This is a genomic window from Paraburkholderia sp. J76 (assembly GCF_905220295.1).
Lineage (GTDB): Bacteria > Pseudomonadota > Gammaproteobacteria > Burkholderiales > Burkholderiaceae > Paraburkholderia.
This window is the reverse complement of the sequence record NZ_CAJMZJ010000006.1, coordinates 1-12,904: the sequence shown is the minus strand read 5'-3', so window position 1 is coordinate 12,904 and position 12,904 is coordinate 1. Positions and strand designations below refer to the sequence as shown.

Here is a 12,904-nt window from a genome sequence, read left to right as displayed (position 1 = left end):
TGCTGATAACCTGACGCCTTTGCCATATTGGCGTCAGGCGTGCGTCACGGCCTCGCCCTAAGATACGAGCCTTCGTTTACAGGGCGCGAGACGTCGCGCGCTATCCAGCTCAAAGGAAAGCAATGAAGAAGTTCCCACGCTTGCTGATCGCCGCGGGCGCACTAGCCTTGAGCGCTGCCGCCATGGCCGCAGACGCCCCCGAGCCCGCCTGGTTGCCCGCAACGGCCGCCGCCAGTTTGCAGAATGCGAGTGCGATCGTCGAAGGTGCGAATGGGTCGAACGTGAAGTCGACGCTTTATGTCTTCATGGACCCAAACTGTATTTACTGTCACCTGGTGTGGAAAGCGCTGCAACCGTATGAAGCAGTGGGTTTGCAGGTGCATTGGATTCCTATGGGTTTTCTGAAGCCCGATTCGGCCGGCAAGGCGGCTGCGCTGCTGGAAGCGAAAGACGGCGCCGCGCTGCTCAAGGAACTCGAAACGCACTACTCGGAGAAAGACGAATCCGGCGGTATCGCGCCGCTCGCGCAGGTTCCCGTCGTTGACAGGAACAAACTCGACAACAACATCAAGCTCTTCCAAGACCTCGGATTTGACGGGACGCCTACGCTTGTCTATCAAGGTTCGGGCGGCCGCTGGGCCGACGTCAGCGGCTTGCCTAAGCTGAACGACTTGCCGGGCATGCTGAATCTGCCGGCGCAACCGGTCACCGATGCCGAATTGCAGAAGTATCGTTGAGCGCGCGCGGTGGTGAGCGAGCCGCCACATGGTGAGTTCACCGATACAACGATAGGTGAGGCGTTCCAGGCGTTGAGCTTGTTGCGCTCCTCCCGAAAAGCCTCACCTTTCCTGGCGACGGATATCGCGCGCCCACTTCCATGGAATTCTTCGCTTCGCTCAGAGGCGGCGAAGCTTGGCGTAAAGGTGAGTGTTTCCGGGAGTACGCACGTAGCGAAAGCCGTTCTGCGCCGCGGCGGCCGGCCCGTGATTCGCGGTATAGTCGTTCGCGACAAGAGAATTCGTTGTGCGCTCCACGCTTCGCCGCTGCCGCACGCAAGCTGTCTGCAACGGAGTTTTCCATGGGTATCCTGGACAGGCTTTGGCCGCGCGCCCGCAGGAAGCCGGCGCCGGAATCGCCGCAAATCCAGACGCTCATCGCGCGTCTGCTCGTACTCAGCCCCACACTGAAGCTCGCGCCCGGCTGGCGCGAACGGCTTGTTCCCGCGCTCGCGCAATCGGTTGCGTACGTCCGCAACGTGGTGGATCGCATGCCGCTCGCGCGCGAAGCGAGCGCCGCCACCTGGTCCAGCGATCCCTATATCCACGCGTTTTTCGCGGCGCCCGACGAGGTCGGCCATGTGTTGAGCCGTTCGCCCGAACTGCATGCGTGGTTCGGGAATCACCCGCTTGCGCGCGAAACTTACGCGGTGCTCGGCATGGCCCTGAACGAGCGGCGCGCCTTCGGCGTCGAACTGCATGGCGACGAGGTGCACACCGATGTCATGCAGACGACGCTGAGCTTCGACGACCACCAGGTGCGCGTATGCGGCGAAACCGAAAGCGAGCTTCGCGAGCAGATCGTGGAGCGCGTGGTCGAGCAGATCGCACTCGAAGGGCTGGAGCAGATCGGCGCCGACGAATCGCGACGTGATGTGCTTGAACAGGAGCGAGCGCTTCTCAGAACGCGTCTGCAACTGCTCACGCGTCACGGTGCTGGCACGCAACGCATGCTGGGCGAGCATGCTGCGCAAAACGTGGCCGAAGTGGCCAAGGTCGAGGCGCAGATCGCACAGAACGAGAGCGAGATCGCCGCGCTCGGCCTCAAGAGCGAAGCGCTCGAACATCAGCTTACGGTGATCTGCAGGGTGCTCGCGAACCCCGCGCAGTACACGAACGTCGAAATGCGCGAAATCTGCCTGAGTCCGATGAACGTCCTGCTTCCGAACGGCGGCCCAGGCAACAGCGCCTCGATCACGTTCCCGCTCGCACGCCTGCCCTCGAGCCCGCAAGGCTTGCGCGCCTTCTCGCTGGTGCGCTTCGCGCGCGCCGACCTTCAACCGTTGCCGCGAGTGCTCGTGGAAGACAGCCGCTTCATGATCTGAACGTCGCCGCGCGGGTCATAGGTGAGAAGATCCGGGAGCCGCGTTTGCATCGGAAGTTTCGTGATCCCGATGGAAAGGAGAACCTGGTTTCGGCGCGCAAGATTTTCCTGGGAGTCCCAGGTTAAGGGATGCGAATATTGCTCAGTGCCAGGTATTGGCAACCAAAACCTTGCGTGCGCGGGCGCGAAATGCCGAAAGGTGAGCGTTTTCGGGATCGGTACGAAAGGGTGCGAAACGGTGCGAAATGGTGCTTCGAATTGCTAACCGCTTATGCGAAAGCCGGCAAAAAGCCCCTTGAAAAGGGGCCTTTTTTCGTCGGTCGAGACATCGCGGCTCGCACTTCGTCGCGAAAGGTGAGCGTTTTCAGGGGCCGTGGATCAGGCGCCGGGTGCGGGCCACGCAAGCACGCCGTTCGCGTCGATCGTGAAGCGCAACTCGCTGGATTGCGATGCCGGTGCATCTTCGGCGGCGATATCGAACGTTTCTCCCGCTATCTCGACGGCAACGTAGCAGTCGCCGTGACGCAGCGACGTGCCCGCAATGCGCCCGCGCCACGCGCCCTCCTGCGTCGCGACGAGCGCGCGCGGCGAGACGCGCCACATCACGCGCGAGCCCACCGCAAGCGAGGTATCGGCGCACGGCAGACGCAATCCCATCGACGTTTCGATCGCGCCGCCCGCGCGCACGATGCCTTCGCCGACGTTGTGCAGGCCGAGCAGTTCGGCCACGCGCAGCGTGGCGGGCTGCTGGAACACGTCGGCCACGGCGCCCGCCTGGAGCACGCGTCCCTGTTCGATCACGAGCACTTCATCGGCGAGGAGCGCGGCTTCGTCGGGGTCGTGCGTGACGATCACCGTCACCGCGCCCACCTCGCGTTGCAGCGCGCGCAGGGACTGCTGCAGACGGCGGCGGCGCGGTGTGTCGAGCGCGGCGAACGGCTCGTCGAACAGCAGGAGCGGCGTGTGCCGCGTGAGCGCGCGCGCCAGCGCCACACGCTGGCGCTGGCCGAACGAAAGCTGGCGCGGCAGGCGCTGCGTGAGCGTGTCGAGTCCGAGGTGCGCCAGCCAGTAACGCGCGCTGGCGGCGTCGGCGTCGACAGGAAACGCGAGTTGCTGCGCCACCGTCATGTGCGGAAAGAGCCCGTAATCCTGCGGCATATAGCCGATCTGGCGACGCTCGGGCGGCAACGCGCCGAGGTTGGTTGCGCCGAGCGTGACGTGGCCCGCGTCGTTGCGTTCGAGCCCGGCGATGATGCGCAACGCGAGCGATTTGCCCGAACCCGAAGGCCCGATGATCGCGAGCCGGCGCGTTTGCGGCTGCCATGCAACGTCGAGCGTGAACGCGCCGAGATGCCGCCGCGCCGCGAAGGCGAGACGCAGGTCGGTGTTCTCCGCCGCGGCGGCGGCCGGCGTGATGCCGGTGAGTTCGTCGCCGTTGTCGAGGTTCACCGCCAGCGTCGAGCGCGCGCCCCGGCTATAGACGGAGAGCACCGCGCAGATGATCGCGATGCCGAGCGTGGGCAGCAGGAGCGGCATCATCGCGGGCAGGCCCTGGCCGCCGAACACGACGTAGGTATAAACAGGCAGCGAATACGGGTGATAGGCGACCATGACGGTCGCGCCGAACTCGCCGAACGCGCGCAGCCAGGCGAGCGCCAGGCCCGCGCGGATGGCGGGCCACGCAATCGGCAGCGTGATGCGAAAGAAGCGGCTGGCGGCGCGATGGCCGAGCGTGGCGGCGACGTCGTCGTAAACGGGATCGACGGCGCTGAATGCCGAGCGCGCCGCGACGATCAGAAACGGCGCGGCCACGAAGGTCTCGGCGAGCACGATGCCCGTGAACGAGTCGGTGAGCGAGCCGCCGAAGAGCTGGCCGATGCCGCTATATGGCCCGATGAGAAAAAGCAGCAGCACGCCGCTCGTGAGCGGCGGCAGCGCGAGCGGCAACTGCACGACGAAGCCGAGGAGCGCGATGCCGCGCGCGCGCGAACGCGCGAGCCAGTAGCCGAGCGGCACGCCGCCCAGCAGGATGACGAGCGCGGCCACGCTCGCGCTCGCCACCGAAACGCCAACCGCCGACCAGGTGGCGCGCCAGTCGACGCCGGCCCAGTCGGCCTGGCCGATCTGCGGAATGCTTGCGACGAACGGCGCGCACAAATAGACCGCGAGCAGGGCGCCGAGCCACCAGAGCGGCTGAGAGCGCTTCACCGCTGCCTGCGCGGTGATCTGCGCGGCTCGTGTTCGTGTCATTGCTGCGCGGCGTCGATCACGGCCTGGACCGACGGCGGGATCGCCTGCGCTTGACCGGCGACCGTGGGCTTCGTCACGTCCACGCCGTGCTCGGCGAGCAGCTTGCGTCCTTCCGCCGAAAGCAGGAAGTCCACGAAGCGCGCGGCGCCGGCGCTATTGGGTGCGTCGCCGAGGATCGTGAGAGTGTAGTTCGCCTTGATGTTCAGTTCGGGCGCGGGATGGATCGACGGAATCTTCAGGTCCGAAGTTTCGGTCGAGTAGAAGAAGCCCGCGTCGAGCTGACCCGACTGCAAACGGCCAACGAGCGTTTCCTCCGGCAGCACCTGTTCGGGATTTTCCGGCGCGCCGAGCGTTTTCTCGACGAGGTCGGGCTGGTTGTACGCCTGCGCGGCCTTCGTCATGAGTTCCACGGTGAAGGCGCCCTTCGGGTCGAGCTTCGGGTCGGTGCGGCCAATGCGGATGCCCGGTTCCTGGAGCACCTGGTCCCACTTCTTCGTCTTGAAGTCGTTGGCGAAACGGCTCTTCGGGTTATAGCCGATCAGGAGCGGCGACTCGGCGAAATTCACGTACCACGAAACATGATTGCCGTTGGCCTCGCCCATGAGGCTCGTGTTGACCTTCGGGCTCGCGCTGATGAACACGTCGCCGCGGCGCAGCTTGCCCTTCACTTCATTGGCGATCTTGTTCGAGCCAGCCGCATAGCCCTTGAAATGCAGGCCCGTTTCCTTTTCGAACGCGGGGCCCACGCTCTTTTCCATGAGGTTCACGAGCGAGCCCGCATAAAGGACGTTGACGTCGGTTTCGTCGGCGAATGCGTTGGTGGCTGCACCCATCGCCCCCATCGCCCCCATTACACCGCTCATCATGACGACTGTAGCCACCAGCTTGCGGATAAACATGTTCGACACCCCGTCCGTTATAAAGGCCCATATATTACGATGGACTGCTGGATTCATGTGCTTATCCAAATGGCTATTTTGGCGATCCATGCCTGTGCGCTTCGCGCTGTCACGGCTAAACTGGGGTTCAGTCCTTTCGCGCTTTTTCCCGTTCCATTGTCCTGTTCAATTGTGGAGGCCCTTATGCGTACCAGCGCCCGTAATCATTTCTCTGGCCAGATCAGCGCGGTCAAGGCCGGCGCCGTCAACGACGAAGTCACGTTGCGCGCCGATGGCGGGCTTGAAATCGTCGCGATCATCACGCATGGCAGCGCCGCTTCGCTGGGTCTCGCCGCGGGCAAGCCGGCGTTCGCGCTCGTGAAGGCATCGTCGGTGATCCTTATGGTCGATGGCGACGCGAGCAAGGTGTCCACGCGTAATGTCGTCGAGGGCACCGTTTCGTCGGTCACGAAGGGCGCGGTGAATGCGGAAGTCGTGCTCGCGGCGCCGGGCGGCGCGCAAATCGCGGCCATCGTGACGAACGAGAGCGTCGATCGTCTCGGCCTCGCGGCAGGTAAGCAGGCTGCGGCGCTCTTCAAGGCATCGAGCGTGATCGTCGGCGTAGACGGTTGATGCGCTAGCGCGATCGCAGGTGAATGCGATAAATGCGATGAATGCGATAAGCGACAAACCCGCTGCGCCGCCATCGAACGATTTCGATGCGCTGGCGGCCGCGCGTTGCGATGCCCTGACGGGAGCGCCAGCGCCGCCGCGCACGCGCGATGCGTGGCTTTTCGCGCGGCTCGTCGCGGCGCGCGAGGTTCGCGGCGAATTGCCGTTGCTGGGGCTGTCGCTCGCACAGATCGACGCACTCGGCGCGCGGCACTTCGTGTGTGCGGTGACGGCTGAAGCGCCGCACGCGCGCGTCGTCACGGATGCGTCGCATGCGGCATTCGCCGCGGCCATGCACGCCTTTCTCGTGTCGCTCGCCGCGCCGCAAGCCGATCCCCACGACGTGCGTTGCCTCGCCGCGATCATTGCCCATGCGTGCCTGCGCCCCGATCATCTGTGGCGCGATCTGGGCCTGCGCGGCCGCGATGACGTCACGCGCATGCTGGAGCGCTTCTTTCCCGAGGTCGTGGCGCGCAACGTGGAAGGCTTGCGCTGGAAGAAACTACTGGCGCGCGAGCTTGCGCTGGCGTCGGGCGCGACGCCCGGCCCGGCGCCCGGTTGTCCCGGCTGCGAGGACTTCGGCTTCTGCTTTCCTGCCCGGCGATAGCCATTGGTAGCGCAGCGGCGCGCGGCACGCATCGTGTATGCTTGCGCGCATGACCAAGTCCCCCAACGATCAGCCACAGGCAGAAGCTCTCGCGCCTGAGCAGGCGCAGAAACCGGCCCAACCCGAAGTGCGTTTTCGTATGCGTATCGTTCATGAAGGCACGATTGCGCTCGGGCCGGGCAAGGTGTCGCTGCTCGAAGCCGTTCGCGAGCATGGCTCGATCTCGGCTGCGGCGCGCAGCATGAACATGTCGTACCGGCGCGCGTGGCTGTTGATGGACGAACTCAACCGCGCGCTGGAGTCGCCAGCCACGGTTTCCGAGCATGGCGGGCAGAGCGGCGGCGGCAGCATGCTCACGCCGGTGGGCGAGGAGATCGTGCGCCTGTATCGCAGCATCGAGGCGCGCGCCGCTTCGGTTTGCGAGGCCGAGATCGAGGCGCTCGTCAAACTCGTAAAGCGCTGACATGACGTGATCCGACGCGGCGGCGCGCTGCCGCCGACGTTAGCCGCTTAGCCGTGGCGCAGGCAGAAACGCGAGACGGGCACCGCGGCGAGCGTGGGCGTCGGGCTCGCATGCAGGCGCATCATCAATTCGACGAAGCTCGCAAGACTTGCGGTGCGCAATGGGTGCCACGTGACCTGATGCCGTTCGCACACGCGCTTGAGCATGCTCATCGAATCGTGGTCGATGCAGTCCACGGGAAACACCGCGAGATCGGCGTTCGCGAGCGCCGCCGCAAGCAGGCCCTTGCGATCCTCCACGCCGCCGTCGTGGATGGTCAGCTCGCCTCCCGCTGCCTCCACCCAGCGCCTGAGCGCGTGATTCGAACCCGGCCTGCCACCCACGTAGACGATGTGGCGGCCCTTGAGCGCGTCCACGGGAAGCGCGCGGTGCGCCTGCGGGTCTTCGTTCGGCTGCGCCGTTTGTTCCATGGCGTGCACTTCGGCGCGCAAGGCGTCGATCAGCGCATGGGCTTCGTCGAGTTGTGCGCGCAGCGTATGGAGCGCGGCGGCGTCGGCGTTCGCGCGCTGTTCGGCGATTTCGCGGCGGCTCGTGTGCAGCGCGAGCCGCGCGTCGCGTGCCGCGAGCGCTTCCTCCAACGCTTCGAGTTGCGCCTGCTGCGGCGTCGTTTCGCGCAGCGCAGCCAGTTGCGCGGTTTGCGCATCGAGGGCATGGCGCGCCGCGTCGCGCTCACGGCTCATCTCGTGCAGGCGCGCCTGCTGGCGCTCGATCCTGGCCTGGAGTTGGGCGTTTTCCGCCTCCAGTGCCACGAGGCGGCGCAAGTCGGCGCGATTGGCGGCGCCCACCAGATGCGAAAGCATGTGCAGTTCGCCGAACGCGGCCTGGCGCACTTCCATCGTCGTCGCCGGATGCGTCATCAGCGCCCAGTACGCGGGCGGGATGTCGCCGTTCGCCAGCGATTCGTTCCAGAGCGCGAGCACGGCTTGCGCGTCGCGCGCGGCGGCGAAACGGCGCACCGCGCCCGCGTAACGCGTATCGAGGGCCTTTTGCAGCGCTTTGCTGCCCGCGCCGCCTTCTATCGCCAGTTCGACCGCCGCGTGGTGGATCTCCAGATCGCTCGCGCGCTGGGCATCGAGCCTGGCGAATTTCGGCACCAGCTTGCGCAGCTCGTGCGTGCTCAGGCAGGTGCCGATGATGGAGCAGTGCAGATGGGAGTCGAGTTCGACGAGGCGCGTGCGCTGCCGCGCGCGGGCGAGTTCGGCTGGCGAGGGGCCGCAGCAGTCTGCGTTCGCCAGAACGCGCAGCGTGTTTTCTTCGGCAGATGTGCCGCCCGGCGTGCGGGCGAGGCGGAACGGCGGTGCGTGCATGGTGACCTCTGTCCGGTGCGCAACGCGGGGCTGTGCGTGGGGGCGTGCCTCAATACGGCTCGCCGCCCGCAACTAGCCGCGCCGACAGCGCAATATATCATGGAATATAACGAAAACCGGCTGGCGGTTGGCAGCGCGGTTCAGGCTGCGGGTTGGCGCACGAGCGCTGTTGCGACAGCGGTGACGGCGACGGCTTTGGCTTTTGCCTTGGCCACAGAGCGATCCGCGTCCGAACGTGTTTCGGCTGCGTTTGCATGCTGCGCCAGCACATGTTCCACGCCGAGCCCGACGAAGGCCGCGTCGAGCCGCTCCAGTTCGGCGGCGGTTCGGCGCAGCGCTTCGGTGTCGAGGCAAAACGCGTCGCTGAAAAGCGCATCGCGCGTCTTGTCGAGGCGTCGCGCGTCGCGAATGACGCGCTTGAGTTCGCGCTGACGGGCGAAACGGGCCAGATCGATGCGTCGCGAGAGCGCGAGAAGGAGCGGCTGCAACGACGCGCCGGCTTGCGCCGCCTGTGCGCCGCCGCGCGCGCCGCTTTCGCCGCTGTCGTAGCCGCGCGCCAGCATGCGCTCGAAGCGCTCGATGCTGTTGCGCAGCCGCCTGAACGCGTCGATCACATCGCGGATCAATTCCGCGCGTTCGTGCCCCGACGCGGGCCGCAGCGTAGTGATCGTGGCAGCGAAGCCGTCCGCGCCGGCGGGCATGGGCGCGCCTCGCGCCTGCGATATCGAGCTAGCGCTTACGAAGCGCCGACTACTCGCCACTTGATGCCTCCGTCTGCTGATGTTCGTCCGATGTATTCTATAGGATATAACGATTCAGAGATGCAGCGCATGAATCGCGCGGTCCGGTGTTCCTGTGGCGCCACGCCGCATGAACTAAAATTGCCGTTTTGCGCCGCGCTTGCGCGCCTGACTTTTCGCTTTTTTCCGCAGTTCAATGATCACACCCTCTCCGGACGCGGTCTCCGACGACCCGCCCAGTCTTTCGCGCAATCGCGGCTTCCAGCGTTTCTATGGCGCGCGTGTGCTGTCGTCGTTCGCGTTCCAGATGCTTGCCGTCGCCATGGGCTGGCACATCTACGCCCTCACTCACAGCGCGTTCGCGCTCGGTCTCGTGGGCCTCGCGCAGTTTCTGCCGATGTTCTGCCTCACGCTCGTCGTCGGCCACGTGGCGGACCGGTACGACCGCAGACGCATCGCCTCCGTTTGCCAGCTCATCGAATGCGGCGCCGCACTGACCTTCGCGGCCGGCACGCTCGGCGGCTGGCTGAGCGCGCCGCTCATTTATGGGCTCGCCGCGTGCGTGGGCGCGGCGCGCGCATTCGAGTCGCCCGCCATTTCGTCCTTGTTGCCGGGCGTGGTGCCGCGCTCGCAACTGCCCAACGCCACCGCCTGGTCCACTTCGGCGAATCAGACCGCTAACATCGTCGGCCCGGCGCTGGGCGGCCTGCTGTACGGCATCGGCGCGACGCCGGCCTACGCGGCCTGCTCGCTCGCGTTCGCGGCGGCGGCCACGCTCTCGGGCACGATCCCGATGCGCGCCAAACCGCCCGCGCGTGCTCCTGTCACGCTCGAATCGGTGTTTTCGGGCATCGCGTTCATCCGCTCGCAGCCTGTGATTCTCGGCGCGTTGTCACTCGACCTGTTCGCGGTGCTGTTTGGCGGCGCGACGGCGCTCCTGCCAGTGTTCGCCCGCGACATCCTGCATGCCGGACCCATCGCGCTCGGACTTTTGCGCTCGGCAACGGCCGCGGGCGCGCTGGCGGGCTCGATCTGGCTCGCGCACTTTCCGCTGCGGCGCCGCCCGGGCCTCGCGATGTTCGGCGGCGTGATCGTGTTCGGCTGCGCGACGATCGCGTTCGGGCTATCGCACAACATCGTCGTGTCGCTCATGGCGCTGGCGGTGCTGGGCGCCTCGGACGTGGTGAGCGTGGTCGTGCGCACGTCGCTCGTGCAGTTGCGCACGCCCGACGAAACGCTCGGCCGCGTAAGCGCGGTCAATTCGCTTTTCATTGGCACGTCGAACCAGTTGGGCGAGTTCGAATCGGGGCTGACGGCTGGCTGGTGGGGCGCGCAGCGCGCCGTGCTCGTGGGCGGCGTGGCGACGATCTGCGTTGCCTTGCTGTGGATGCGGTTGTTCCCGGCCCTGCGCGACACGCGCTCGCTCGAGCGCGAAGAAACGCGCGCCACCGCGAGCGCAAACTAGTCGCGCACGCGCCGCGGCCTGCGGCGCCCCGTCCCGCCGATGCCGCACGCCGGGGTTTGCCGTTATCCTTTCTCTACGGCCCGCTCGCGGCGGGCTGCCGTTTGGCTCATCCACCCTTCAAGTCATGCATTCATTGACCATCGCCCTGAGGAGTGCCCGATGCGCGTAGGCCGCCCCGTCAAGGCGCTGCCGCAGCCGCTGTGCGATTACTGCGGCGCGAAAGCAGTGCTCGCGCGTTTTGCCGACGAGGCCTACCCGTATCGCGACGATCACGGTCCGCTTTGGGTCTGCATGCCCTGCGAGGCCTGGATCGGGGTGCCCGCGCGCAGCACGCGCAACGTGCCGCTCGGCCGGCTTGCCAACGCCGCCCTGCGCGACGCCAAGAGCCGCCTGCATGACGCGCTCGAACCGCTGGTGGCCGCGAAAATGCGGCGCGACAAGGTCAACGCCTTCGAAGCGCGCGGCAAGGCCATCCGCTGGCTCGGCGAGGAACTGGGCTTCGACCTGCCGAATCCGTCGATTCACCTCCTCACGCTCGAACAGTGCGAGCAGGCCATCGCCCACATCGAGGCGTTCATGGCCGCGCGGCCTGGAGACGACGAGCGGCGCTGAGGTTGCCCCGCGTCGTTGATGCAACTAACCGCGAGATCGCCTGCCCGGCGGCGCGATGCCCGGCGCATGGCTGTCACTGATGGTTACATTCGATTTGCGGATCGACGCTTAACCTTCGGCGCGGCGTGCCGTTATTGCACGGAACAGACTCTTACTTGCCCTTCCCATGGTCAGGACCATCCCTTTTCCGCAACGCTCGCAAGCCGGTCGTCCCCGACGCAGCAAGTCGATGTTGCTGCCGATCCCGCACGCGGTCGCCAACGAGCTTGCGCTGCAAGTCCATCTCGCGCTCGCGGCGCTGCGCCGTGGCGGCACCGGCGACGACGCACGCGCTTTGCTTCACGCTCACGTGCTCGCGCAATCGATTGCGGAGGCCGGATACGGCGTGCTTGAAGCGGAAAAGGTGCGCGCAGCCGATGCCGTGCTGATCGCCTGCTTCGAGCGCGGCAACACGGGCGGCGGCTGGCGACTGGAAGAACCGGACTTCGATGCCATCGCCCAGCTCGTGAACGTATACGACCGACAGCTACAAAGCGCGCCGCTGTGGGCGCTGACCGAGGCAAGCGAGCGGCTCGAACGCATGGGCGCCGGCGAAACCAGCCAGCAGGCATTGCGCAAGAGCGCCTGACGCGTGCCGAAAGCGTGCCCACACGCACCGGGCATGCGCCTTGCACGAAGGTTACCTAACCGTTGTGGCGGATCGAACCGATACGGCCCGCCAGCCGGGCCTGTGGCGACATTGGCACGAGATTTGACGCGGGACGCGAATCGTGTTGACTTGGGACAGGTGGCGCGCCTAAAATTCGCCCGTCTTAACAAAAGGGGCTGACGCCTTGGACAGTAGCAGTTGTCGATCTTCGAACAGTTTCGCTGCCTGACCGGCAGGACGTCCGCGCTCCCTTTCTATCAGCCGCCGTCTTGCCAGCCAGGCAGATGGTGCGCGTCCAGCAGTAAATCCTCGTGCACTCTTGATTAGCGTCGACCGACGCCGCAGCGCCGTGACCGTCACTTTGACCGTATCGCGCGCCGCGGATGGCCGACATCGCGCCCTAAGCCCGCCCTGATCGATGCGCGCTTGCGGCACGGTTCGTTCGTTGCGCCCTCCAGCGCGACGCGCGGATCGACACTTGCGCGCCTTTGGGGCCGCTTCGCGTTCGGGCCAACGCCCGGTCGAAGCCTCCAGCACCGGCCGCCGTGACGATAAGGAGTTCCGATGTCTGACAGTGACAGTTATCCGTTATGCCGCTTCCTTTCGAATTGCACTGAGGAAAGCGGGCAGACGCGAGCCGCCGCGCGCTGAAAGATTGCGCTCTGCCGGGTCTGCTGGCTTTCCTCCCTAACGCGTCCGCCGCGACGCCAGGAGAACCAGTATGAATTTCGGCCTTCTTTTGCCGCACCTGTCCAGACTGCAGCAAACGCAGCACTCCCTCCATCCCGATGTACTCGGCGCGCGTGAGCGCGCGAGCGCTCCGCCGCCCTGCCGGAAATCGCGGCTCGCCGCGCGCTGGCGAGACCTGCGAGCGCGCGTGTTTCGGGTCTGAACCAGACGAGATGTAAAACGGATCCCCGCGCGTATGTTCCAGCCGACCCGACTGGTCGTACGCGCCGCGCGAGGGATTCGCGCAATAAACCCAACGCCGGTGCTTCGACATGAACCAGTTCAACCACACATTGCGAACGACCCGCCGCGCAGCGCGCGCCTGCGCCGGCGCGCTCGTGCGCACGCTTGCACGCGCTAACGGAGGCCGCT

The 12,904-nt window shown here is 66.1% G+C and carries 12 protein-coding genes; 8 read left to right on the top strand and 4 right to left on the bottom strand.

Annotated elements, in window-relative coordinates; translation table 11 throughout:
- The first annotated feature begins 140 nt into the window (after nucleotides 1-140).
- Nucleotides 141-737: a thioredoxin fold domain-containing protein gene (locus U5768_RS13250; protein WP_322030859.1), complete on the top strand. Its 597-nt coding sequence runs from the start codon at nucleotides 141-143 to the stop codon at nucleotides 735-737.
- Between the two features lie 341 nt (nucleotides 738-1,078).
- Complete coding sequence (locus U5768_RS13245; RefSeq protein WP_322030858.1) at nucleotides 1,079-2,101, top strand: hypothetical protein; 1,023 nt, start codon at nucleotides 1,079-1,081, stop codon at nucleotides 2,099-2,101.
- Between the two features lie 377 nt (nucleotides 2,102-2,478).
- Here the strand turns inward: U5768_RS13245 and U5768_RS13240 are convergent, their stop codons facing one another.
- Nucleotides 2,479-4,350 (bottom strand): ATP-binding cassette domain-containing protein, encoded by a 1,872-nt coding sequence (locus U5768_RS13240; RefSeq protein ID WP_322030857.1) that lies wholly within the window; start codon nucleotides 4,348-4,350, stop codon nucleotides 2,479-2,481.
- Nucleotides 4,347-5,201, bottom strand: coding sequence for an extracellular solute-binding protein (locus U5768_RS13235; RefSeq protein ID WP_415913906.1), 855 nt, complete (start codon nucleotides 5,199-5,201; stop codon nucleotides 4,347-4,349). The genes U5768_RS13240 and U5768_RS13235 overlap by 4 nt, the downstream gene beginning before the upstream one ends.
- Before the next feature lie 231 nt (nucleotides 5,202-5,432).
- On the opposite strand from U5768_RS13235, the gene U5768_RS13230 reads away from it, so the two are divergent.
- The 3 genes from U5768_RS13230 to U5768_RS13220 are packed head-to-tail and all read left to right on the top strand — an operon-like array spanning nucleotide 5,433 to nucleotide 6,970.
- A complete protein-coding gene (locus U5768_RS13230; protein WP_322030855.1) occupies nucleotides 5,433-5,861 on the top strand; it encodes a TOBE domain-containing protein in 429 nt (142 codons plus the stop codon).
- Nucleotides 5,862-5,898: 37 nt separating this feature from the next.
- Nucleotides 5,899-6,507, top strand: a complete 609-nt coding sequence (locus U5768_RS13225; RefSeq protein WP_322030854.1) for a nitrogen fixation protein NifQ — start codon at nucleotides 5,899-5,901, stop codon at nucleotides 6,505-6,507.
- Between the two features lie 49 nt (nucleotides 6,508-6,556).
- Nucleotides 6,557-6,970, top strand: a complete 414-nt coding sequence (locus U5768_RS13220; RefSeq protein ID WP_322030853.1) for a winged helix-turn-helix domain-containing protein — start codon at nucleotides 6,557-6,559, stop codon at nucleotides 6,968-6,970.
- Nucleotides 6,971-7,017: 47 nt separating this feature from the next.
- On the opposite strand, the gene U5768_RS13215 is transcribed toward U5768_RS13220, so the two are convergent.
- Nucleotides 7,018-8,337, bottom strand: a complete 1,320-nt coding sequence (locus tag U5768_RS13215; RefSeq protein ID WP_322030852.1) for a DUF2325 domain-containing protein — start codon at nucleotides 8,335-8,337, stop codon at nucleotides 7,018-7,020.
- Between the two features lie 140 nt (nucleotides 8,338-8,477).
- Complete coding sequence (locus U5768_RS13210) at nucleotides 8,478-9,038, bottom strand: hypothetical protein (protein WP_322030851.1); 561 nt, start codon at nucleotides 9,036-9,038, stop codon at nucleotides 8,478-8,480.
- 235 nt (nucleotides 9,039-9,273) lie between these two features.
- Here U5768_RS13210 and U5768_RS13205 point away from each other — a divergent pair, with 235 nt between their 5' ends.
- The 3 genes from U5768_RS13205 (at nucleotide 9,274) to U5768_RS13195 (ending at nucleotide 11,782) form a co-directional block, all read left to right on the top strand.
- Nucleotides 9,274-10,542 (top strand): MFS transporter, encoded by a 1,269-nt coding sequence (locus tag U5768_RS13205; RefSeq protein ID WP_322030850.1) that lies wholly within the window; start codon nucleotides 9,274-9,276, stop codon nucleotides 10,540-10,542.
- Between the two features lie 159 nt (nucleotides 10,543-10,701).
- A complete protein-coding gene (locus U5768_RS13200; RefSeq protein ID WP_322030849.1) occupies nucleotides 10,702-11,154 on the top strand; it encodes a zinc-finger-containing protein in 453 nt (150 codons plus the stop codon).
- A 229-nt stretch (nucleotides 11,155-11,383) separates the two neighbouring features.
- Nucleotides 11,384-11,782 carry a hypothetical protein gene (locus tag U5768_RS13195; protein ID WP_322030848.1) on the top strand — a complete coding sequence of 133 codons (399 nt, stop codon included), beginning with the start codon at nucleotides 11,384-11,386 and terminating at the stop codon, nucleotides 11,780-11,782.
- Nucleotides 11,783-12,904 lie beyond the last annotated feature (1,122 nt).